This window comes from Burkholderia sp. RF2-non_BP3 (assembly GCF_001522185.1).
GTDB classification, from domain to species: domain Bacteria; phylum Pseudomonadota; class Gammaproteobacteria; order Burkholderiales; family Burkholderiaceae; genus Burkholderia; species Burkholderia diffusa.
In genome coordinates this window covers 187,140-208,602 of record NZ_LOSU01000023.1, presented here as the reverse complement: position 1 = coordinate 208,602, position 21,463 = coordinate 187,140, and the positions used below count along the sequence as shown (strand labels likewise).

The window sequence follows — 21,463 nt, the reverse complement described above, 5'->3', positions numbered from 1 at the left end:
TCATCCGTTCGTCGCACCGCGCGAACCGCACGGGATGCCGATAATACGCGGACAGCCGGAACCGGTAAAAAGTTCGCCCGGCACGCAGCCGCCAGCCTTTGTACAATGGCCCGGTTCGCCCGGCCCGCGCCGCGGGCCCGATCCCCATTCCACCGATCTCGACGACCATGTCCGACAACGCCTCCTCCACCGTGATCCGCCGCGCCGACTATACGCCGCCGGCCTTCCTCATCGATTCCGTCGCGCTCGAATTCGATCTCGCGCCGGCCCGCACGATCGTCAGGAATACGATGCGCGTGCGCCGCAATCCGGACGCGGCGCCGACGCCGCACCTGGAGCTGCTGGGCGAAGCGCTCGAATTCCTCGGTGCACACCTCGACGGCGCGCCCTATGGCGCGGTGCGCGTGCACGAACACGGGCTGACCGTCGAAAACGTGCCCGACGCGTTCGAGCTCACGCTCGACAGCGCGTGCGCGCCGGACCAGAACACGACGCTGTCCGGCCTGTACGTGTCGAGCGGCAACTTCTTCACGCAGTGCGAGGCCGAGGGCTTTCGCCGCATCACCTACTTCCTCGACCGCCCCGACGTGATGGCGTCGTATACCGTCACGCTGCGCGCCGACAAGACCGCGTATCCGGTGCTGCTGTCGAACGGCAACCTCGTCGACTCGGGCGAGCTGCCCGACGGCCGCCACTTCGCGAAATGGGAAGACCCGTTCCGCAAGCCGAGCTATCTGTTCGCGCTGGTCGCGGGCAAGCTCGTCGCGATCGAGGAGAAGATCACGTCCGGCTCCGGCAAGGAAAAGCTGCTGCAGGTCTGGGTCGAACCGGCCGACCTCGACAAGACCCGTCACGCGATGGATTCGCTGATTCACTCGATCCGCTGGGACGAGAAGCGCTTCGGCCTCGAGCTCGATCTCGACCGCTTCATGATCGTCGCCGTGGGCGACTTCAACATGGGCGCGATGGAGAACAAGGGGCTCAACATCTTCAACACGAAGTACGTGCTGGCGAACCCCGAGACCGCGACCGACACCGACTTCGCGAACATCGAATCGGTGGTCGGCCACGAGTACTTCCACAACTGGACCGGCAACCGCGTGACCTGCCGCGACTGGTTCCAGCTGAGCCTGAAGGAAGGCCTGACGGTGTTCCGCGACCAGGAATTCTCGGCCGACATGGCGGCGGGCGACGACGTCGACTCCGCGGCCCGCGCGGTCAAGCGCATCGAGGACGTGCGCGTGCTGCGCCAGCTGCAGTTCGCCGAGGATGCGGGCCCGATGGCGCATCCGGTGCGTCCGGAAAGCTACGTCGAGATCAACAACTTCTACACGATGACCGTCTACGAGAAAGGCTCGGAAGTCGTGCGGATGTACCAGACGCTGTTCGGCCGCGACGGCTTCCGCAAGGGGATGGACCTGTACTTCAAGCGCCACGACGGTCACGCCGTGACGTGCGACGACTTCCGTCACGCGATGGCCGACGCAAACGGACGCGATCTCGCGCAATTCGAACGCTGGTACAGCCAGGCCGGCACGCCGCGCGTGTCGGTGCGCACCGCGTACGACGCAGCCGCGCGCCGCTACACGGTCACGCTCGCGCAAGGCTACGGCGATGCGTCGCCGGCCGCGCGCGAGACGCAGCAGGGGCCGCTGCTGATTCCGTTCGCGATCGGCCTGATCGGCCGCGACGGCCGCGACCTGCCGTTGCGTCTCGACGGCGAAGCGGCCGCGTCGGGCACGACGCGCGTGCTCGACTTCACCGACACCGAACAGACCTTCACGTTCGTCGACGTGCCGGAGCAGCCGCTGCCGTCGCTGCTGCGCAATTTCTCGGCACCGGTGATCGTCGAGTATGACTACAGCGACGACGACCTCGCCTTCCTGCTCGCCCACGACAGCGACCCGTTCAACCGCTGGGAAGCCGGCCAGCGCCTCGCGACGCGCGCGCTGCTGACGCTCGCCGCGCGCGCCGCCGCGAACGAGCCGCTCACGCTCGGCGAGAACTTCGTCGCCGCGTTCCGCCGCGTGCTGACCGATGAAAACCTGTCGCCCGCGTTCCGCGAACTCGCGTTGACGCTGCCGTCGGAAACCTATCTGGCCGACCAGATGGCGGAAGCCGATCCGGCCGCCGTGCATCGCGCGCGCCAGTTCGTGCGCCGCCAGCTCGCGACCGCGCTGCGCGCCGAGTGGCTCGCCGCGTACGAGCAGCATCAGACGCCGGGCGCGTACGCGCCGACGCCCGACGCATCCGGCCGCCGTGCGCTGAAGAACCTCGCGCTCGCGTATCTCGCCGAACTCGAGGATCCGGCCGACGCCGTGCGCATCGCGACCGCGCAGTACGACGCGGCGAACAACATGACCGATCGTGCCGCCGCGCTCGGCGCGCTGCTGTCCGCCGCGGCATCGGGCGCGAACGACGCGGCCGCACACGCGCTCGACGACTTCTACCGTCGCTTCGAGAAGGAAGCGCTCGTGATCGACAAATGGTTCGCGATGCAGGCCGCGCAGCGCGGCACGTCCGCACAACCGACGCTCGCGAAGGTCCGCAAGCTGATGGCCCACCCCGCGTTCAATCTGAAGAACCCGAACCGTGCACGCTCGCTGATCTTCAGTTTCTGCGCGGCGAACCCGGCGCAATTCCACGCGGCGGACGGCTCGGGCTACGCGTTCTGGGCCGAACAGGTGCTCGCGCTCGACGCGATCAACCCGCAGGTCGCCGCGCGCCTCGCCCGCTCGCTCGAACTGTGGCGCCGCTTCACGCCGGCGCTGCGCGACCGGATGCGCGAGGCGCTCGAGCACGTCGCCGCCGGCGCGAAATCGCGCGACGTGCGCGAGATCGTCGAGAAGGCCCTCGCGTAACGTCACGCACGCGATTCGCGTCGCGTGCCCGTGCGACGAAGCCGGCGCCGCCCCGTTGCGGCGCCGGCTTTTTTGTCGTCTGAAGGTTGGCGGGGTCGGAGCGGGACCACGCGTTCAGGCGCCCGGTTTTTACCGCCGCTTTCGCGCCGAGCCGCCGCGCCACGCACGCCGGCACCCGGCCGGGGCAGCCGACCGACCATGTAACCGGACGAAAAAAGGCGGCGGCTCGGGAGGCGCGCCGGGTAAAATTGCGGCAATTCAAGGATTCTTTGGCCTTTCGGAGTCTGTCATGTCCATTGCCCGCCGCACCACGCTGTCCAAGTTCCTGATCGAGCAGCAGCGTGAGACCAACAACCTCCCCGCCGACCTCCGCCTGCTGATCGAAGTCGTCGCCCGCGCGTGCAAGGCGATCAGCTACAACGTGTCGAAGGGCGCGCTCGGCGATGCACTCGGTACCGCCGGCAGCGAGAACGTCCAGGGCGAAGTGCAGAAGAAGCTCGACATCCTGTCGAACGAAATCCTGCTCGACGCGAACGAATGGGGCGGCAACCTCGCCGCGATGGCGTCGGAAGAAATGGAAACGTTCTTCCCGATCCCCGCGAACTACCCGCGCGGCGAATACCTGCTCGTGTTCGACCCGCTCGACGGCTCGTCGAACATCGACGTGAATGTGTCGATCGGCACGATCTTCTCGGTACTGCGCTGCCCGGACGGCAAGCAGGCCACCGAGGAATCGTTCCTGCAGCCGGGCACGGAGCAGGTCGCGGCCGGCTACGCGGTGTATGGCCCGCAATCCGTGTTCGTGCTGACGACCGGCAACGGCGTGAACTGCTTCACGCTCGACCGCGAAGTCGGCTCGTGGGTGCTCACGCAAAGCAACATGCAGATTCCGGCCGATACGCGCGAATACGCGATCAACGCATCGAACGCACGCCACTGGTATGAGCCGGTCCAGCGCTACGTCAGCGAACTGAACGCCGGCAAGGAAGGCCCGCGCGGCGACAACTTCAACATGCGCTGGATCGCGTCGATGGTGGCCGACGTGCACCGGATCCTGAACCGCGGCGGCATCTTCATGTACCCGGCCGACAAGCGCACGCCCGATCGTCCGGGCAAGCTGCGCCTGATGTATGAAGCGAACCCGATGTCGTTCATCGTCGAACAGGCCGGCGGCGCCGCGACGACGGGCACGCAGCGCATCATGGAAGTGCAGCCGACCGGCCTGCACCAGCGCGTGCCGGTGTTCCTCGGCTCGAAGAACGAAGTCGAGCGTGTGACCAGCTATCACAACGAAGGCGAAGGCAAATAAATTTGCACTGCAGCACTAGACGGAGGTGCGAGACGCCAGTACAATCGCGCCTTCGCGATGTGGCCCTGACAGGCTGCATCGCAGTGAAGTGAAAGCGGGAAGTCCGCCGGATCGATGGTTTCGCGAAGCAGCCGCAGCAAGCTGAAAAAAATTTCGCAAAACCTATTGCCAAGATCTCGGATTTCACCATATAATTTCATTTCTCTGCTGCCGGTGTAGCTCAGTTGGTAGAGCAGCGCATTCGTAATGCGAAGGTCGTAGGTTCGACTCCTATCTCCGGCACCAAGATATAAAGGCCTGATAAGCATCGCTTATCAGGCCTTTTCTCTTTTCCGGCGACGATTTCCTATACACGAAGTCCTGCGCCACCCTCCCCGTCATTTCCGCTTGCGGGCATCTCCCGACTCCCGCGCCGCGCGCCGCCGATTACAATCGCCGGACCACCCGGCCCTTCCCCCGCATCATGCGCATCTGGCGCCTCGAACGACCCAACCTCGGCGGACAACTGGACGTGTCCCGCGCGACCGGTCTCGTCACCGCGATCGGCGGCAGCGAGCCGAATGCGTTCGCCGCGGAAATCCTGAAGCTGTTCGACGATGCGCTGTCCGTCACGCAGTGCACGATCTTCGCGTACGAGTTCGGCAGCCGGCCACGCACGGTGTCGGTCGCCGACCATCGCGGCGGCCGCTACCTGCGTGACGTCGCCGACACCTACGTGCGACATTTCTATGCGCTCGACGGCAACCAGAAGATCGTCTCGGCCGCGGGTCGCGGCACCCACCGCCGCGACGTGCTGCTGCATCAGCAGGCCGGCGACGAGATCTGCCACGACGCATATCGGGCAGCCTGCTACCGCGGCCCCGACGTGTCCGATCGCCTCGCGTTGCTGATGCAGCCGAACGACTCGACCTGGCTGTCGATCAACCTGTATCGCGCGCATCGCAGCGGCGCGTTCCAGCCGCGCGAGATCGCGGCCATCGAAACACTCGCACCGCTGATCGCGCAGGCCGCGCAGCATCACTACGCGCTCGCTGGCGCGGCGCAGATCGGCATCCCGCAACTGATTCTCGCGCGGCTGCGCGGCGCATGCCCGGCACTGTCCAAGCGCGAACTCGACGTGCTGCGCGGCGTGCTCGAAGGCCAGACCGCGCAGGAGATCGGTGAAACGATCGGCGTGAAGGCCTCCAGCGTCGTCACCTATCAGAAGCGCGCGTACCGGCGCCTCGGCATCTCGAGCCAGCGCCAGCTTTTTGCGCTGTGCCTGCAACCCTGAACCGCGCTCGCCGATCCTGAACGCGTCGAGGGTAAATCCCGGCCCGCCGCCGGCCGTACGCTGTACCCGGAATGGGGACAGCGGTGTTCGGTACGGCTTCCATACTGCATCCAGCCTGCCGCACGCATCGCGTCGTCGAGCATGCGCATTCCAACAGTGCAACCTGGAAGCCAACGATGGGCATCGAATTCAAGCCATATCCGTTCGTCGCCGCGCGCCATCCCGCGCACCTGCCGACCTGCAGCGACGGTGTCGACATGCAGCGGCACCGCGTCGCGATCGTCGGCGGCGGGCCAGTCGGCCTCGCCGTCGCGCTCGGCCTCGCCAATCACGGCATCCGCAGCGTACTGCTCGAAGCCGACGATTCGGTCTGTCACGGCAGCCGCGCGATCTGCATCTCGCGACGCAGCCTCGAGATCATCGAGCGGCTCGGCGCACTCGATGGTTTCCTTCGCGTCGGACTGCCGTGGAGCGGCGGACGCAGCTTCTATCGTCACGACGAAGTGCTGCATTTCACGATGCCGCAGGACGAAAACCAGAAGCTGCCGCCGATGGTGAACCTCGCGCAGTATCACATCGAGCAGTTCCTGCTCGACGCCGCACTGCACCGCCCCGAATTCATCGAAATCCGCTGGCAGACGAAGGTCGCCAGCGTCACGCAGCGCCCGGACGGCGTGCGTCTCGACGTCGATACGCCGCTCGGCGGCTACGCGCTCGATGCCGACTGGGTCGTCGCGAGCGACGGCGGGCGCAGCACGATGCGCGATGCGCTCGGCCTGTCGCTGCGCGGCACCAGCTACGAAGGCCGTTACGTGATCGTCGACATCGCGCTCGACAGCGATCGACCGACCGAGCGGCTCGCCTACTTCGACCCGGCGTCGAATCCGGGCTCGACGGTGCTCGTCCACAAGCAGCCCGACAACGTGTGGCGGATCGACTATCAGCTGCGCGACGATGAGGATCCCGAAGCGGCCGTCAAACCCGAGAACGTGATCCCGCGCGTGCGGAGCCTGCTCGACATGATGGGCGAGCGCGGCGACTGGTCGCCGATCTGGATCACGATCTACAAGGCGAACGCGCTGACGCTCGAACGCTACCGGCACGGCCGCGTGCTGTTCTGTGGCGACGCCGCGCACCTCGTGCCGATCTTCGGCGTGCGCGGCGCGAACTCGGGCATCGACGATGCCGACAATGTCGCGTGGAAACTGGCGTACGTGATTCGCGGCCTCGCGTCGGACGCGCTGCTCGACAGCTATTCGGACGAGCGCGTGTTCGCGACGCACGAGAATCTGCGCTACGGCACCAAGAGCACCGAGTTCATGGCGCCGCCGTCGTTCGCATTCGACCTGATGCGCAAGGCCGTGCTGACGCTCGCGGCCCGGCATCCGGCGTTGCGTTCGCTGATCAATCCGCGTCAGACATCGGCCATCGCTTACACGGCGTCGCCGCTCAATGCGGACGAACGCGATGCGTTCTCCGCTGGGCCGCCGCCCGGCACGGTACTCGCCGAATGTCCGCTGATGCTGCAGGCGTCGAGCGACATCGGCAACGACAACGGCGCGCGGCGCGGTCACCTGACCGATCTCGTCGGCACGTGCTTCACCGCTTTCCGCTTCACACGCGACGGTGCGTCCGATCCGTCGTTCGCCGATCTCGAACGACGCCTGCACGACGCCGGCATACCGTTCGCGCTGGTGACGCTCGCGCGGCACGCGGCACCGCAACATCCGCGATGCGGCGGCTACGATGCCGACGGCCGGCTGTTCGACCTGTACGGCGCGCGCGACGGCACCGTCTATCTCGTGCGTCCGGACGGACATGTGCTCGGCCGCTGGCACGATGCGCGCGTCACCGACCTGAGCGCCGCACTCGAACGCGTGCTGCACCCGCACACGTCATCCGATCCTCAGGAGAACGCATGATGACCGACACCGAACGCGACATCCTATACACCGACCTGTGCCGCACGATGACTCGCATCGGCGAAACCGATGCATCGCTCTTTCTCGCGCGCTTCGCACTGCTCGCGATCGAGGCGATCGGCGACGCGGCGACCGTCACCCGCCTGATTGCCGACGCCGGTGACGGCCTGCCCGACACCGACGCATCGACGCCGACGCACGGACGATGACACATGGCGCTCCTTTCCTTACAGATTCATTGCGTAGACAGACGAATCCCCTGGAAAAACCCGTTAAGGGTGCATAACATTACTTAACGATTCCGACCCGTCTATCGCGTTACATTGCGTGGGCGGCGCGGCGGGTCGCATGCCGCCTTCATGCAGCTTGCGGCGAAACAGCCGACGTCCGGTCATTTCGACTCAACACAAGGAGAGGATCACCATGACTCATGGCTTGATTATGTGGCTCATCATCGGCGCGATCGCCGGCTGGCTGGCAGGCCTGCTCGTCAAGGGCGGCGGGTTCGGCCTGATCGTCGACATCATCGTCGGTATCGTCGGCGCGGTGATCGGCGGCTGGCTGGCCGGGGTGCTCGGCATCAGCCTCGGCAGCGGCTTCATCGGTTCGGTGATCGTCGCGGTCATCGGCGCCGTGATCCTGCTGTTCGTGATCCGGCTGTTCAGGCGCGCGGCCTGACGATCTTCTCGCGCGCCCTCGGGCGCGCTTTCGTTTCTTATCTGCATCGAAGCGGCGCGCGGCACCGCCCGCGCGCCACCTTTCGCTTTCACCGGCGCTTGCCGCCTTGCAACCAGCCGTCGAGCACGTCGGTCGTCAGCAATCCGCTGCGTGCCTCGCGTGCGCCATCGCGTCCGATCCACACGGTACGCGGCATTTCTCCCCGCCACCTCGCATCGAGTGCCGCCCGCAGACGCTCGGGCATCGGCTCCGCATTCGCATACTGCGCGACCTGCTGCGGCAGGTTCATTTGCGCGAGCGCCTGTGCGATCGCCGCACCGTTGTCGTCGTACGCGTCCATCGAAACCATCGCGAGCCGCACGTCCGGATGCCGGCGCTGCCATGCGACCAGATGCGCGGCGTTCTCGCGGCAGTAGCCGCAATCGAGCGACCAGATCTCGACCGCGAGCGGCCGTTCGGGCGCCGTCGCGTACAACTTTGCGACCTCGGCCGCGCGCAGCGGCTGCAGTTCACCGGCCCATGCGGGCAGGCTCGCAAGCACGGCGCCGATCGACACCATCAGCCGTTTCATCGCGCTCCCTCCACGGGAATGAGCCGATAGCCGTCGTAACGCGTGCGCCACGACAGGTAGATGCGTCCTGCATCGTCGAGCAGTTGCGGGTTGTCGCTCGCGCCCGACGTCGACGCGATCACGCGCGGCGCCGACCAGTGCTCGCCGCGATCGTCCGAGCGGCGCAGCTTGATCTGCATCGTGTCGCCGTCGAACGCCTTCCATGCGAGCCACACGACATCGCCGCGCGCGACGAGCGCCGCATGCGATGCCTGCTCGGCCGGTACCGACGGATTCGCGCCGAACGCCCAGGGCGTGCCGAGCGGCCGGCCATCGGCGCCGATGCGCGAGTAGAACACGTCGGCGCGATCGTCGACGACGCCGAACCACGCCATGTGGCGCGTGCCGTCCGGCGTGATCGCGAGCGCCGGCCCGTGCTCGGGGCACGCCTCGACGTGCCAGTTCGAAAACGTCGCGCGCACCGGCACGACGGGCTCCGACGCCGACACGGGCAGCACCGCGAGCGCATGGTCGCGGATCTGCCCCGGGAACACGTTGCGCCACGCCGCTTCGATATGCCCGGCCGGATCGATCGCCATCGCGATGCGACAGCATTCGCATGTGTGATCGGTGACCTTGCGCTCGGGCTCGAACGACGCGCCGCCGTCGCGCGACACGGCGTAGTACACGGCCGCGCCGTCGTACGTCTGCCCCGCCGCCTTCGCCGCGACGAGATCGCGCTTGTCGATCCACGCGATCGCGATGTTGCCGGCTGGATCGACCGCCATCATGTCGAAGCGGTGCGTGATCGCCTGCCGGTCGCGATGCACGGTGACGGGCACGCTCCACGTCGCGCCGCCGTCGAGCGAACGCGAGAAGCGCACCATGCCGGTGTACGGCGCATCGAGCGGCATCGACCACGACACGTACACCGCGCTGCCGTCCGGGCTCGTCGCGATCTTCGGGCGATTTTCCGCACTCGTGTAGATCGGCTCGGGCATCGCGTTGACGGTCGTGGGTGCGGACAGCGTGCGGCCCGCGTCGTCCGAGCGCGCGACGACGACGTGCGCGCCTTCGACCCATGCGACCCACAGCCGGTGCCGCGCGTCGAATGCGGCGCCGGTCGCGAGCGGCTGCTTCTGCTGCGCCGGTGCGGCCTGCATGCTCATGTGCGCCGCGTGCGGATCAACGGTATTCGGCGCGTCGTGCGCGCGTGCGGGCGACAGCGCCGCGAGCCACAGCGCGCAGCCTGCCGCGAACGATTTCACAGCGACCATTTCAGTTCTCCGAAGAAAGTACGGCCCGGATACGGGTGGAACACGTAATAGCGGCGGTCGGTCAGGTTGTCGATGCCGAGCGACGCGGTCCAGTGACGGTCGAACCGGTAGCGCGCCTTCAGGTCGACGACCGTGAAGATGCTCGTGCCGCCGTACACGTCCGGATTCACGTCGCCGTTGTCGAGGGTATTGAACTGGCGGCCCGAGTAGCGGACGCCGACGCTCGCGAGCCAGTGCTCGTCGAAGCGGTACGACGCGAGCAGGTTCGCGCGCATGCGCGGGATGCGCGGAAAGCGCGAACCGACGTAAGCCGGATTCGCGGCGTCGGCCAGAATCTGCGCATTGCTCGCCGACACGTTCGCGTCGATGTCGAGCCCGCGCAGCCCGACGTTCTGACCGCTGAATGCGAGTTCGACGCCGCGTACGCGCACGCGATCGACGTTCGAGATGTTGGTGACGGTCGACGCGCCCGACACCGTCGTCTGGCTGTAGATCGAATCGCGCAGGTCGCTCTGGAACACGCTCGCGCGCACGACGCCGACACCCACGTCGCGCTCTGCCGTGAAGTCCCAGTCGATCGCCTTTTCCGGGCGCAGGTTCGGGTTGTTGTTGACGATCGCATTGTTCGAGATCGTGCCCTGGAACAGTTCGCCGACCGTCGGAAAGCGCGTGCCGGTCGCAAACGACAGCCGGAAGCGCCAGACGTCCGTCGCGTCCCATTGCAGCGCGACTTTCGGCGACAGCGCGTTTGCGCCGCGGTCCGCGTAGCCGAGCATGCCGTTGGCGTTGCCGAGCGCGCCGCCGTATGCGTCCCAGCGCTCGTAGCGCAGGCCGAGGGTCGCGAGCCAGCCGGGCGCGAAACGCCACGCGTCCTGCGCGAACAGCGCCTGCGTGCGCGTGTCGCCCCGGTAGACGCTCGCGAGCGACGTAGTCGGCCCGGCCAGCCAGTCGGCCGTGTTGTACGTGACGTTGCGCAGGAAATAGTTGTCGTAGTGATAGCCGAACGTGAATGCGTGGCCCTTCACTTCCGGCGCCTCGGCCTTCAGGTCGAACGTGCGCCAGCCCGTGCCGTCGCCCTGAAACAGCGTGCCCGCCCCGCCCTGCACGGTCGACGCCGCGCGCAGCACGTCGCGCGACACGTCGTATGCCGACACCACGCCCGACAGCCGCCAGCCCGAATCGAGCCGGCCGTTCAGGCCGAGCGCGTACAGCCAGTTCTCCTGGTCGCCGCGCTGCGGCGCGAACGCGCTCGGCGCGACGGTCATGTTCCGGCCGCCGATCGACACGTTGCCGCCGTAGACGGGATTGCCGGCCGCATCGCGCAGGAAGGTTTCGCCGTGCTGCCGGTAATGGTTTTCCCAGTGCCCGAGCGTCAGCGTCGCGTCGACGCGGTCCGTGAACGCGTAGCCCATCCGCACCGTCCCGTTGAGCTGCTCGGTCCGCTCGATGGTCTGCGCGCCGACGATCGTGCGCGGCTTGCCGTTCGGCCCGATGTCGGTGGCCGCCCCCGTCACCGGCACCGCGGCGCCGAGCTTCGGGTTGTAGGCTGAATTGGGACTCGCATACTGCATCGGCTGGCCGTTGTTCTCCAGCCGGTCGAGCGACAGCGAAAACCAGAACTTGCCGATGCGGTTCGCGATCCGCGCGGTCTGGTGATTGCCGCCGAAGCTATCCGCGAAGCCGTAGCCGTCGTGATAGCGCTGCGTGAAGAATTGCGTCGACAGCGACGCCTCGAGTGCGTCGGGACGCCGCGTCGTCAACAGCACGGTCGAGCCGATCGCGTTGCCGGGATACAGCGCGGAAAAGGGACCATACAGCACGTCGACGCGCGCGATATCGTCGGGCGCGATCAGCGACCAGCGCGGCGGATACGCATAGCTCGAACCGAGCAGGTTCGACAGCAGCAGGCCGTCGGCGTAGACGAGCCCGCGCGCGCTCTGCAGCTCGTTGAAGTCGCGGCCGGCGAACACGCTGTTGCGGTCGCCGATGTAGCGCTTGCGAACCATCAGGTTGGGGGCGTACTTCAGCGCGTCCTCGGTGGTGACGTTGGTGTGCGCGTCGATCTGCTCGCGCGTGATCGACTCGACGACGGCCGGCGTATCGGGATCGACGGGCTGCCGCCTGGCGGTGACGCTGACGGCGGTCAGCGTGTCGCCCGTCGGCGCGGGCGCATCAACCGGTGCGGCATGGCCGGCCGGGTCGCCCGGACCGCCGGGCGCCGGGTCGGCGGATACGCCATCGATCGTGGCCGCCTGCGCGGCAGGCCAGGCAAAAACGGCCGCGCAGGCGAGCGCGAGCCGGCCGCGCGACGGCCGCGCGGCGAAGGTGAACGACATGGATGAATTCCTGAAAACGTGACCGGACGCCGCCGGGCGCGAGCCGACGCGCCGCGCGCACACGGCGCGGCGCGCGGACCGGGCCGCGGGCGGCACGCGCGCCACCGGGGCGCGCGGACGATATCAATCAGATCGGGACGTTTTCAGGCGGGCCGCGCGGCTGCGCGAGGCGGATGCCCTTGCGGGGAAAAACGGGAACGGCCGGGGCGGCGGCCCGGTACGCGAAGGCGCGCACGAAGCCCGGCAACGCAGGTAGGCTCGTGCCGAGCGCCACGTTCGCCGCGAAGCCGGGACAGTACACGCAGTGCGGCACGCCGGCATGGTCGAACGACGATGTGCCGCGGTCGTCGCCCGACTGCGCGAGGACGATCTGACGCGCACCTGCCGCACTGCACAATTCGAGCGTGAGCTCGCCGGAACCGTTCGATGCGAGACGCGCGTAGCCGACGACGGGCGACAGTACGTTCAGTACGAGCGCCAACCATACGAGGCCGATCCATCGCGTCGTTCGTTTCATCGCGGTCCAGGAAAAAGTGCGCGCAAGTATAACAAGCGGCCCGATCGTTGCCGACGTGCGAGGTGCAATAGCCGGCATCGCACGGTGCGCAGCAGCGCATGTGCCGTTAATACAACAGAGACAAAATCTAACGATTCGCCTCTGGCATAAATCCGAGCGCGAGGTTGATAATTATTGAACCTGCTGGAGAAACGACCATGGACGAAAGACCAACCCGCATGCCCCCGCCCGAGCAAGTGATGAGCCCGGATCCGGAACCCGTCGGCGTGGAATTCCTCGCCGAGTTGCCCGAGTATGTCCGGGCATTCTTCGACGAGCAGCACAAGCTGTACTCGCCGAAGTGAACCTACGTTCCGTTCTGTAACCGCCACGTGTCGATCGATATCGTGCGGTTCATCGCTGCGTTTTCGGCGCAGATCGCTTCGCACCCGGGCTGCAACGGCCTGACGGTGTCGGATCAGCGCGTCCGCTGATTCTTCTGTCGCGTCGTTCCGCCGCGCGACTGTCTTCGTCTATCCTTCTGGTTTTCCCACCTCCGGCCCGTCCGGTTCTCCCGATCGTTCCGATGAAACAAGCCATTCGTGCCAGCGTCGCTGTCGCCGCGCTCGGCGTCGCCTTTTTTTCGTCACCGCACATCGCACGCGCGGACGGCGACGACACCGCGCTCACCAATCTCGTCGCGCTCGCATCGCAGCGGCTCGCGCTTGCCGAACCCGTCGCGCGATGGAAATGGGCAAATCACAAGGCGATCGAGGACCAGCCGCGCGAAGCGGCACTGCTCGCATCGGTCGAAAAACGCGCCGCACAGTCCGGCGTGGATCCGGCGTTCGCGCGCACGTTCTTCGAGGATCAGATCGCCGCGAGCAAGGACGTGCAGAACGCGCTCTTTGCAACGTGGCGCGCGACGCGGCCGCCGGAAGGCTCCCCGCCCGACCTCGCGACCAGCACGCGGCCGGCGCTCGATCAGCTCACGCAAAAGATGCTGGCCGGCCTCGCACAAGTCGCACCGCTGCGCGACGCCCCCGACTGCCAGGCGCGGCTCGCACGCAGCATCGCGAACTGGAAGACACTGACCCGCTACGACCGCACCCAGACGCAGGCGCTCGGCATCGCGCTGTCGCACGTCTGCTCCGCCGGCGGCGCCAGTGCGATCGGCTGACGGCGCACGGCCATTGCACGCGGCAGCACGGCCGTGCTCAGTCGGCTGGCGTGAGCGCCGCTAGCGGAATCAGTTGCAGGCCGCGCGCGAGATGCGTCTGCAGCAGACGATGGGTATGCGGTTCGAACGCACCGTCCGCGCCGTCGGCCACGAGCCGCGCGGCCGCATCGAGCGATTCGGCCGCACCGAGGTAGCGCCAGCCGTCGATCACGTGAAACAGGCGGCGCTCGCCGCTCGCCTCGAACGCGACCGGGCCGTCGAACGGCCAGGGCGCATTGCCGGCACGGCCACTTTCGGCCGTGGGACGCCGGTTGTATGACGGACGCAGGCGAGCGATCCACTGCGCTTCCGCAAGCATCGCGCCGAGCTCGTTGCCGGTCTCCCGCCATTCGACGCGCCGCACCTGCTGCGCAATCCGCATTTCCTTCGACGAACGCCGCTCGCCGGTCAGCAGCGCACGCAAGCGCTGCCGCACGCGCACGCTGCGGCCGACGTACAGCGCTTCGTCGCCCTCCCCGAACAGCGCGTACGCGCCGCATCCGGCCGGCGCGGTATCGAGCCACGCTTCGGTCATGCCGCCCGCGAGACGGAAGTGGCGCGTCGTGCGCGTAATCTGGTCGCGCAGACGCTCGAGCGGCACGATCTCGTGCAATTGCCGCCAGAACTGCCAAAGGAGATCGGCATCCGCGAGCGCCCGGTGGCGGGCGGCGGGGACGAGACCGTGGCGTTCGATCAGCGCATCGAGTCCGTGTCGCGCCTCCCGCGGAAACAGCGCGCGCGACAGCCGCACCGTGCACAGTACGTCCGGATTGAACGCGAAGCCGGCGCGCTCGAATTCGGCACGCAGGAAGCCCCGGTCGAAGCTTGCGTTGTGCGCGACGAACAGCTTGCCGTCGAGCCGCTCGAACAGCACGGGCGCGAGCGACGCGAACGACGGCGCGTCGCGCACCATCTCATCGGCAATGCCCGTCAGTTGCTGGATGAACGGCGGAATCGATTGCCCCGGGTTGACCAATGTCGTCCATGTCGACACGCCCAGCGGGCCGATTTCGACCACGCCGATTTCAGTGATGCGGTGTTCGGCGGACGAACCACCGGTGGTTTCGAGGTCGACGAAGACGAGCGGCTGTTCGCAGGCGGGATCTGACGGGCTGAAATCGGACATAAAAGGCGGGAGAAACGATGCTTCCGTGAGTATGCACCGGCAGGCGTGTTCGCGACCAGTCCGAAGCGGATTCGATTCGCCGGTCCCGGGTTTTCGTGCCCCGAAAAGCAAAAAGCCCCCGCGATGCGGGGGCCGGACGAGTTCGGCAATGCGTGGCGCGTCAGACCGCCTGGATATTCGCTGCCTGCTTGCCTTTCGGCCCGACTTTCACTTCGAAGGAAACGCGCTGGTTTTCCTTCAGCGTTTTGAAGCCGTCCATGCGGATTTCGGAAAAGTGCGCAAACAAATCTTCGCCGCCATTGTCGGACGTAATAAAGCCGAAACCTTTAGCATCGTTAAACCATTTTACGATACCGGTATCCATACCTTCGTTCCCCACTCGATTAGATCAAAAAAGCTACTGTTTATAGCCGCTTCCCGAAATCCCGCAACGGCGCGCCGACACTCACCCCCAGCGCTCCGCCCGGGGACGGAGTGCTGACTTTATAAATTGGACAATCCAGGCGCGTCAAGGGAATTTTTGGCGCTTTCTTTATCAAAAAAACGTCAATACCACTGGAATCGGTACACCATCGCCTTTTATTAATTGATCCGCACCAAAAACCTGTCAATATTACCGGGATCGAATCCCACATAATCGAAACCGTGAAAAACCTACCGGGGACAAATCGGGGCGGTAAAATCCTCGGGTTTTTTCCGGATTGCGAAGAACGAGGGACGTTGCGATGCTGGTGCAAGGCAATGGAAGGAGAAGGTCATGTGGCTGGACGGAATCAAACGCTTCGCGAGCCGACTCGCACGCGTGCGCCGCAAGTCCCGCGCGTTGGCCGAGTCCCGCGACACACCTTGCGACACCGAATTCGACCCGACCTGGCACGGCGATCATTGGCAGAACCTGCTGGCGTCACCGCTGGACGCCCGTCACTACGTGATGGAAGACTGGACGTATACGCCGCCGCAACCCGAAGCCGACGACACGCCGCCGACGGGAAAGCGCAAGCGACGCTCGTACACGCAATAGGGACCTGGAAGACGGGCAAAAAAAAGCGCGACTGGGAAGTCGCGCCGACAAAGGTTTGGAGATCTTTTCCGTCAACGAAAAAGTCTGCTTCGGAAAGCAGAGATCGCAGTATAGCGAGAGAACATCCTTTCATTATCCATGCTCCACACAAACCTCTATTGCCGATGTGTCAATAATCGCGCTATGCCTGCTTCCGCCCGCCAGTGAATGCCTGTCGCGATCGCGCAACGTCCACGACACCCTTTATGCAGTCCTGAGCACCTTCTCCGCCTGCTGCGCTGCCGCAAAGCCTTGATGGCCGGGGCTCCCGGCGCATACACTTATTCTTGCGGGATTCAAAATACAGTATTGCCGGAAGCAATTTTCTTCTGCACCCGGCCCCATCCGTACACTGCAAATGGATTTCCGACGAGGGTGCCGCGCTCCACGCGCACGGCGTCGCCAACCCGCGACGCCGCCGATGCCCGCAGCAGGTTCGATCGACATCATCCTGTCTGGAGACAGATCATGAAAAAGCCCCTGATCGTCGCCGCATTGACCGGCGTGTGCGCCACTGCCGCCCATGCGCAAAGCAGCGTCACGCTGTACGGCCTGATCGACGCCGGCATCACTTATACGAACAACCAGGGTGGCCACAGCGCGTGGCAGGAGACGAGCGGCTCGATCAACGGCAGCCGCTGGGGCCTGCGCGGCACCGAAGATCTCGGTGGCGGACTGAAAGCCATCTTCACGTTGGAAAACGGCTTCGGCATCAACAACGGTTCGCTCAAGCAGAACGGCCGCGAATTCGGCCGCCAGGCGTTCGTCGGCCTCGCGCACGAGAGCTACGGGTCGCTCACGCTCGGCCGCCAGTACGACAGCGTCGTCGATTTCCTCGGCCCGCTGTCGCTGACCGGCACCCAATACGGCGGCACGCAGTTCGCGCATCCGTTCGACAACGACAACCTGAACAACTCGTTCCGGATCAACAACTCGGTCAAGTATCAGAGTGCCAATTACGGCGGCCTGAAGTTCGGCGCGCTGTACGGCTTCTCGAATTCCAGCGATTTCTCGAACAACCGCGCATACAGCGTAGGCGCGTCGTACAGCTATATGGGCTTCAACGTCGCGGCCGCGTACATGCAGCTCAACAACAACATCAACGCGCTGTCGCTCGCAGCCAGCGACCCCGGCGCGGTGGCCGGCGACTGGACGTTTGCCGCCAGCCGTCAGCGCACCTGGGGCGCGGGCCTCAACTACACGTTCGGGCCCGCGACGGCCGGCTTCGTGTTCACGCAGACGCGCCTGACCGATTCGGCCAGGATCAGCGCCGGGCAGTCCGGTGTGTCGGGCGGCATCCCGCTCGCCGGCGGCACGCGCTTCAACAATTACGAAGTGAACGGCCGCTACGCGCTGACACCGGCGTTCTCGCTCGCGGGCTCGTACACGTACACCGACGGCCGCCTCGACGGCCAGACGCCGAGCTGGCACCAGTTCAACCTGCAGGCCGACTATGCGCTGTCGAAGCGCACCGACCTGTATCTGCAGGGCGAGTACCAGCGGGTCAATGCGGACGGCCTGGCGGTCGGCGCGAACATCAACGGGCTCGGCACCGCGTCGTCGACGAACAAGCAGATCGCGGTCACGGCCGGCATGCGCCACCGCTTCTGAGCCACGCCATCGGTCCCGGCGCTTCGGCCGGGAGCGTCATGACGAGCGCCCCACCCCGGGGCGCTCGTCGTTTCGGCGCGGCACTGCGCGGATGCGCCACTCGCTGCTCACGTGCTGCCCGGTGCCGGATAGCGAACGTCGAGCACGTCGATCGGCTGGGGACCGGCCGGCGTCATCAGCGTGACGGTGTCGCCGATCTTCGCCTTGATGAGGGCCCGCGCGACCGGCGAGATCCAGCTGACACAACCGCGATCGAGATCGACCTCGTCAATCCCGACGATCGTGACGGTGTGATCCTCGCCGTCCGGCGTCGCATAATCGACGGTCGCGCCGAAGAACACTTGGTCGACATTCTCCTGCCGGCTCGCGTCGACGACTTCGGCGAGATCGAGCCGCTTCGTCAGGAAGCGGATCCGGCGGTCGATCTCGCGCAACCGCCGCTTGCCGTAGATGTAGTCGCCGTTCTCCGACCGATCGCCGTTCGACGCCGCCCACGACACCAGCCGCACGACCTCGGGACGCTCGACGTCGATCAGGTTCAGGAGTTCGTCCCTGAGCCGCTTGTGGCCGGCCGGGGTGATGTAGTTTTTCGTGCCCGCCGGAATCGCGGGTTGACTCGGGTCGAGATCGTCGTCGTCGCCGTCCGACTCTTTGACAAACGCCTTGTTCATGATGCAGATTCAACACATGGATGACTGGTGCATCAAGGGTACACGAACGCGGCCGCCCAAGATCGGGTGACATTTTTTGCGAATAAGGCTTCCCTTTTTATACAACCCTGCTATACTTCCGCTTCTGCGTGCGGCTGTAGCTCAGTTGGATAGAGTACTTGGCTACGAACCAAGGGGTCGTGGGTTCGAATCCTGCCAGCCGCGCCACCTTTTTCGAGGGCCTTCCCATCGCAGAAGGCTCCGACAGTTGAAGCAGTACCGTTTTGCGTGCGGCTGTAGCTCAGTTGGATAGAGTACTTGGCTACGAACCAAGGGGTCGTGGGTTCGAATCCTGCCAGCCGCGCCACCTTTTTGGGGGCCTTCCCATCGCAGAAGGCTCCGACAGTTGAAGCAGTACCGTTTTGCGTGCGGCTGTAGCTCAGTTGGATAGAGTACTTGGCTACGAACCAAGGGGTCGTGGGTTCGAATCCTGCCAGCCGCGCCACCTCAGAAGGGCCTTCCTCCGGGAAGGCCCTTTTTTCTTTTCCGCTCCTCTTCTCTTCGGCCATCGCCCGCTCGGCTCGAGTCGGGTTGCCGCTGCGCGACACCACCCGACCCGCGGCACATACGAAAACGGCGGCCCGTGGCCGCCGTCGTATCCCGCCGCAAACCCACGCGCGGCGTCAGTAATCCTGCCGCTCGCGCTCGATGCGCATGCCGCCGTCGTGACGCGCATGCACGCTGTCGTCGGTCGAGCGCTCGCGCATGATCCGCATCACGTCTGGATTGGTCCGCACGCGCCGCATCACGTTCGCGAGATGCACGCGATCGCTGACCTGGATCACGAACCGCAGCACCGTCGATTCGTGCGTCAGATCCTCGTCCATCGCGATGTGCACGATGTTCGCGTCGGCCGACGTGATGTCCGCCGCGACACGCGCGAAGATACCCTTCGTGTTCTTCACGAGCGCCTTCACCGCGACGTCGAACAGACGACCCGGCTGCGGCGCCCACTCGACGTCGATCCAGCGGCCCGGATCGCGACGATGGATGCGCTGCGCGACCCGGCAATCGGTCGTATGAATCGCCATCCCGAGGCCGATGCCGATATAGCCCATGATCGCATCGCCCGGAATCGGCCGGCAGCACGCCGACAGTTGCACGGACATCCCTTCCGTGCCGGTAATCACGACCGGCGGCGCATTGTGTGCGGGATGCCGCTCGGACTTCGGCAGATCGTCGTCCGCATCGCGGCCGCTCATCAGCACCTCGATGCGCTTGGCCATCACCGCGGCGACGCGGCGGCCAAGGCCGATGTCCGCGAAGATTTCCTGGCGGCTCTTGTTGCCCGTCCACTGGACGAGCTTCTCCCACACCTCGGGCGTGACATCGGCGAGCGCGAGCCCGTAACCCTTCAGACTCTGGTCGACGAGCCGCTCGCCCAGCTGCACCGACTCGTTCAGGCGCATCGTCTTCAGGTAGTGACGAATCGCCGAGCGTGCCTTGCCGGTGCGCACGAAGCCGAGCCACGCCGGGTTCGGCTTCGAATACGGCGCGGTGATCACCTCGACGATGTCGCCGCTCTTCAGCTCGGTACGCAACGGCAGCAACTCGTTGTTGATCTTCACGGCCACGCACTGGTTGCCGAGATCGCTGTGAATCGAATACGCGAAATCGAGCGCCGTCGCGCCGCGCGGCAACGCCATGATCTTCGACTTCGGCGTGAACACGTAGACCGCATCCGGGAACAGGTCGATCTTCACGTGCTCGAGGAATTCGCTCGAATCGCCGGCTTCGCTCTGGATGTCGAGCAGCGACTTCAGCCACTGATGCGCGCGCTTCTGCACGTCGTTCAGATCCGCGCCGCCGTTCTTGTACAGCCAGTGCGCGGCCACGCCCGCCTCGGCGATCTCGTGCATCTTGCGCGTGCGCACCTGGAACTCGATCGGCGCGCCGAACGGGCCGACGAGCGTCGTGTGCAGCGACTGATAGCCGTTGATCTTCGGGATCGCGATGTAGTCCTTGAACTTGCCGGGCACGGGCTTGTACAGCGCGTGCAACGCACCGATGCACGTGTAGCAGTCGAGCGGATTCTCGACGACGACGCGAAAGCCGTATACGTCGAGCACCTGCGAGAACGACAGCTGCTTGTCGCGCATCTTGCGATAGATGCTGTAGATCGTCTTTTCGCGGCCGGTGATCTCGGCGTCGAGCTTCGCGTCGCCCATCGCGCGCTGCGCGGCCTCGAGGATCTTGCTGATCACTTCGCGGCGGTTGCCGCGCGCGGCCTTCACGGCCTTCTCGAGCGTCGCGTAGCGATGCGGGTTGAAGTTCGCGAAGCTCATGTCCTGCAGCTCGCGATACGTGTTGTTCAACCCGAGGCGGTGCGCGATCGGCGCGTAGATGTCGAGCGTCTCGCGTGCGACGCGGCGGCGCTTTTCCATCGGCACCGCGCCGAGCGTGCGCATGTTGTGCAGACGGTCGGCGAGCTTGACGAGGATGACCCGCACGTCGCGCGCCATCGCGAGCAGCATCTTGCGGAAGTTTTCCGCCTGCGCTTCCTCGCGGCTGCGGAACTCCATCTTGTCGAGCTTCGACAGGCCGTCGACCAGTTCAGCGACCTTCGGGCCGAACCGTTCGGCCAGCTCGCTCTTCGTCACGCCCTGGTCTTCCATCACGTCGTGCAGGAGTGCGGCCATCACGGCCTGCGCGTCGAGCTTCCAGCCGGCGCAGATTTCCGCGACGGCGACGGGATGGGTGATATAGGGTTCGCCGCTCTGGCGATATTGACCGAGGTGGGCTTCGTCACTGAAGTGGAACGCCGCCTTGACCTCTTTGATTTCTTCCGGAGGGAGATACTCGGCAAGCGCGGTCGTCAGTTTCGCGATCGAAACGACGCCGTGCTTGCGCGGCTGCTCCGGCGTGGCGGTCGGCCCGAACAGATGCCGGAAGGACTGTTCGAGGACCGCGTCGATGTACTGGCGCGCAGGCGACTGGGCCGTGGCTTCGGTGGTCGAATCCGCGGAGGCGGACGATGGGGTGGTGCTCATATTCGCCTCCAGGTCGAGTCGTTGCGCGCGTGGACTACATGGCTG

Annotated in this window: 18 protein-coding genes and 4 tRNA genes; 14 read left to right on the top strand and 8 right to left on the bottom strand. The window is 65.8% G+C overall.

What is annotated here, in order from left to right; translation table 11 throughout:
- Positions 1 to 167 precede the first annotated feature (167 nt).
- From pepN to WS45_RS09075, 7 genes are all read left to right on the top strand, one after another.
- Positions 168 to 2,861 (top strand): aminopeptidase N, encoded by a 2,694-nt coding sequence (pepN, locus tag WS45_RS09105; protein ID WP_059699458.1) that lies wholly within the window; start codon positions 168 to 170, stop codon positions 2,859 to 2,861.
- 289 nt (positions 2,862 to 3,150) lie between these two features.
- Positions 3,151 to 4,170, top strand: a complete 1,020-nt coding sequence (locus tag WS45_RS09100; RefSeq protein WP_059530086.1) for a class 1 fructose-bisphosphatase — start codon at positions 3,151 to 3,153, stop codon at positions 4,168 to 4,170.
- 209 nt (positions 4,171 to 4,379) lie between these two features.
- A tRNA-Thr gene (locus tag WS45_RS09095) sits at positions 4,380 to 4,455 on the top strand.
- A 178-nt stretch (positions 4,456 to 4,633) separates the two neighbouring features.
- The gene (locus tag WS45_RS09090; protein WP_059699456.1) at positions 4,634 to 5,443 is read left to right on the top strand and encodes a helix-turn-helix transcriptional regulator; all 810 of its coding nucleotides are present in this window, start codon (positions 4,634 to 4,636) and stop codon (positions 5,441 to 5,443) included.
- A 176-nt stretch (positions 5,444 to 5,619) separates the two neighbouring features.
- Positions 5,620 to 7,365 (top strand): FAD-dependent oxidoreductase, encoded by a 1,746-nt coding sequence (locus tag WS45_RS09085; protein WP_059699454.1) that lies wholly within the window; start codon positions 5,620 to 5,622, stop codon positions 7,363 to 7,365.
- The gene (locus WS45_RS09080) at positions 7,362 to 7,574 is read left to right on the top strand and encodes a hypothetical protein (protein ID WP_059530094.1); all 213 of its coding nucleotides are present in this window, start codon (positions 7,362 to 7,364) and stop codon (positions 7,572 to 7,574) included. The genes WS45_RS09085 and WS45_RS09080 overlap by 4 nt, the downstream gene beginning before the upstream one ends.
- A 214-nt stretch (positions 7,575 to 7,788) precedes the next feature.
- A complete protein-coding gene (locus WS45_RS09075; RefSeq protein ID WP_059530096.1) occupies positions 7,789 to 8,043 on the top strand; it encodes a GlsB/YeaQ/YmgE family stress response membrane protein in 255 nt (84 codons plus the stop codon).
- Positions 8,044 to 8,131: 88 nt separating this feature from the next.
- On the opposite strand, the gene WS45_RS09070 is transcribed toward WS45_RS09075, so the two are convergent.
- From WS45_RS09070 to WS45_RS09055, 4 genes are all read right to left on the bottom strand, one after another.
- On the bottom strand, positions 8,132 to 8,614 hold the full coding sequence (locus WS45_RS09070) for a TlpA disulfide reductase family protein (RefSeq protein WP_059699452.1): 483 nt from the start codon (positions 8,612 to 8,614) through the stop codon (positions 8,132 to 8,134).
- Positions 8,611 to 9,870: a sialidase family protein gene (locus WS45_RS09065; RefSeq protein WP_059699450.1), complete on the bottom strand. Its 1,260-nt coding sequence runs from the start codon at positions 9,868 to 9,870 to the stop codon at positions 8,611 to 8,613. The genes WS45_RS09070 and WS45_RS09065 overlap by 4 nt, the downstream gene beginning before the upstream one ends.
- Positions 9,858 to 12,206, bottom strand: coding sequence for a TonB-dependent receptor (locus tag WS45_RS09060; protein ID WP_059699449.1), 2,349 nt, complete (start codon positions 12,204 to 12,206; stop codon positions 9,858 to 9,860). The genes WS45_RS09065 and WS45_RS09060 overlap by 13 nt, the downstream gene beginning before the upstream one ends.
- Before the next feature lie 127 nt (positions 12,207 to 12,333).
- On the bottom strand, positions 12,334 to 12,723 hold the full coding sequence (locus tag WS45_RS09055) for a DUF2946 domain-containing protein (RefSeq protein ID WP_059530106.1): 390 nt from the start codon (positions 12,721 to 12,723) through the stop codon (positions 12,334 to 12,336).
- A 197-nt stretch (positions 12,724 to 12,920) separates the two neighbouring features.
- Here WS45_RS09055 and WS45_RS35620 point away from each other — a divergent pair, with 197 nt between their 5' ends.
- Positions 12,921 to 13,067: a hypothetical protein gene (locus tag WS45_RS35620; protein ID WP_167359231.1), complete on the top strand. Its 147-nt coding sequence runs from the start codon at positions 12,921 to 12,923 to the stop codon at positions 13,065 to 13,067.
- Between the two features lie 221 nt (positions 13,068 to 13,288).
- On the top strand, positions 13,289 to 13,882 hold the full coding sequence (locus tag WS45_RS09050; protein ID WP_059699447.1) for a chorismate mutase: 594 nt from the start codon (positions 13,289 to 13,291) through the stop codon (positions 13,880 to 13,882).
- A 37-nt stretch (positions 13,883 to 13,919) separates the two neighbouring features.
- Here WS45_RS09050 and WS45_RS09045 read toward each other — a convergent pair whose 3' ends face one another.
- Together WS45_RS09045 and WS45_RS09040 are read right to left on the bottom strand one after the other, a co-directional pair.
- Positions 13,920 to 15,047 carry an exonuclease domain-containing protein gene (locus WS45_RS09045; RefSeq protein WP_059699445.1) on the bottom strand — a complete coding sequence of 376 codons (1,128 nt, stop codon included), beginning with the start codon at positions 15,045 to 15,047 and terminating at the stop codon, positions 13,920 to 13,922.
- A 160-nt stretch (positions 15,048 to 15,207) separates the two neighbouring features.
- Entirely contained in the window at positions 15,208 to 15,411 is a 204-nt protein-coding gene (locus WS45_RS09040) for a cold-shock protein (RefSeq protein WP_027783827.1), read from the bottom strand.
- Positions 15,412 to 15,804: 393 nt separating this feature from the next.
- On the opposite strand from WS45_RS09040, the gene WS45_RS09035 reads away from it, so the two are divergent.
- Both WS45_RS09035 and WS45_RS09030 read left to right on the top strand, forming a co-directional pair.
- Positions 15,805 to 16,068 (top strand): hypothetical protein, encoded by a 264-nt coding sequence (locus WS45_RS09035; protein WP_059530114.1) that lies wholly within the window; start codon positions 15,805 to 15,807, stop codon positions 16,066 to 16,068.
- A gap of 507 nt (positions 16,069 to 16,575) precedes the next feature.
- Positions 16,576 to 17,718 (top strand): porin, encoded by a 1,143-nt coding sequence (locus WS45_RS09030; RefSeq protein WP_059530117.1) that lies wholly within the window; start codon positions 16,576 to 16,578, stop codon positions 17,716 to 17,718.
- Positions 17,719 to 17,825: 107 nt separating this feature from the next.
- Here WS45_RS09030 and greB read toward each other — a convergent pair whose 3' ends face one another.
- Positions 17,826 to 18,389 (bottom strand): transcription elongation factor GreB, encoded by a 564-nt coding sequence (greB, locus tag WS45_RS09025; RefSeq protein WP_059699443.1) that lies wholly within the window; start codon positions 18,387 to 18,389, stop codon positions 17,826 to 17,828.
- Positions 18,390 to 18,519: 130 nt separating this feature from the next.
- On the opposite strand from greB, the gene WS45_RS09020 reads away from it, so the two are divergent.
- The 3 genes from WS45_RS09020 (at position 18,520) to WS45_RS09010 (ending at position 18,873) form a co-directional block, all read left to right on the top strand.
- Positions 18,520 to 18,596: transfer RNA gene (locus WS45_RS09020), tRNA-Arg, on the top strand.
- A gap of 62 nt (positions 18,597 to 18,658) precedes the next feature.
- Positions 18,659 to 18,735 (top strand) — tRNA-Arg (locus WS45_RS09015).
- A 61-nt stretch (positions 18,736 to 18,796) separates the two neighbouring features.
- Positions 18,797 to 18,873: transfer RNA gene (locus WS45_RS09010), tRNA-Arg, on the top strand.
- Between the two features lie 178 nt (positions 18,874 to 19,051).
- Here WS45_RS09010 and WS45_RS09005 read toward each other — a convergent pair.
- Positions 19,052 to 21,418 (bottom strand): RelA/SpoT family protein, encoded by a 2,367-nt coding sequence (locus tag WS45_RS09005; protein ID WP_059699440.1) that lies wholly within the window; start codon positions 21,416 to 21,418, stop codon positions 19,052 to 19,054.
- Positions 21,419 to 21,463: the final 45 nt, after the last annotated feature.

Bases quoted from the DNA above. Each gene is read 5' to 3' on its own strand.
- WS45_RS09055 (WP_059530106.1), bottom strand. From the start codon at position 12,723: ATGAAACGAACGACGCGATGGATCGGCCTCGTATGGTTGGCGCTCGTA.
- WS45_RS09060 (WP_059699449.1), bottom strand. From the start codon at position 12,206: ATGTCGTTCACCTTCGCCGCGCGGCCGTCGCGCGGCCGGCTCGCGCTC.
- WS45_RS09040 (WP_027783827.1), bottom strand. From the start codon at position 15,411: ATGGATACCGGTATCGTAAAATGGTTTAACGATGCTAAAGGTTTCGGC.
- WS45_RS09050 (WP_059699447.1), top strand. From the start codon at position 13,289: ATGAAACAAGCCATTCGTGCCAGCGTCGCTGTCGCCGCGCTCGGCGTC.
- WS45_RS09005 (WP_059699440.1), bottom strand. From the start codon at position 21,418: ATGAGCACCACCCCATCGTCCGCCTCCGCGGATTCGACCACCGAAGCC.
- pepN (WP_059699458.1), top strand. From the start codon at position 168: ATGTCCGACAACGCCTCCTCCACCGTGATCCGCCGCGCCGACTATACG.
- WS45_RS09075 (WP_059530096.1), top strand. From the start codon at position 7,789: ATGACTCATGGCTTGATTATGTGGCTCATCATCGGCGCGATCGCCGGC.
- WS45_RS35620 (WP_167359231.1), top strand. From the start codon at position 12,921: ATGGACGAAAGACCAACCCGCATGCCCCCGCCCGAGCAAGTGATGAGC.
- WS45_RS09070 (WP_059699452.1), bottom strand. From the start codon at position 8,614: ATGAAACGGCTGATGGTGTCGATCGGCGCCGTGCTTGCGAGCCTGCCC.
- WS45_RS09065 (WP_059699450.1), bottom strand. From the start codon at position 9,870: ATGGTCGCTGTGAAATCGTTCGCGGCAGGCTGCGCGCTGTGGCTCGCG.
- WS45_RS09045 (WP_059699445.1), bottom strand. From the start codon at position 15,047: ATGTCCGATTTCAGCCCGTCAGATCCCGCCTGCGAACAGCCGCTCGTC.
- WS45_RS09100 (WP_059530086.1), top strand. From the start codon at position 3,151: ATGTCCATTGCCCGCCGCACCACGCTGTCCAAGTTCCTGATCGAGCAG.
- greB (WP_059699443.1), bottom strand. From the start codon at position 18,389: ATGAACAAGGCGTTTGTCAAAGAGTCGGACGGCGACGACGACGATCTC.
- WS45_RS09090 (WP_059699456.1), top strand. From the start codon at position 4,634: ATGCGCATCTGGCGCCTCGAACGACCCAACCTCGGCGGACAACTGGAC.
- WS45_RS09035 (WP_059530114.1), top strand. From the start codon at position 15,805: ATGTGGCTGGACGGAATCAAACGCTTCGCGAGCCGACTCGCACGCGTG.
- WS45_RS09030 (WP_059530117.1), top strand. From the start codon at position 16,576: ATGAAAAAGCCCCTGATCGTCGCCGCATTGACCGGCGTGTGCGCCACT.
- WS45_RS09085 (WP_059699454.1), top strand. From the start codon at position 5,620: ATGGGCATCGAATTCAAGCCATATCCGTTCGTCGCCGCGCGCCATCCC.
- WS45_RS09080 (WP_059530094.1), top strand. From the start codon at position 7,362: ATGATGACCGACACCGAACGCGACATCCTATACACCGACCTGTGCCGC.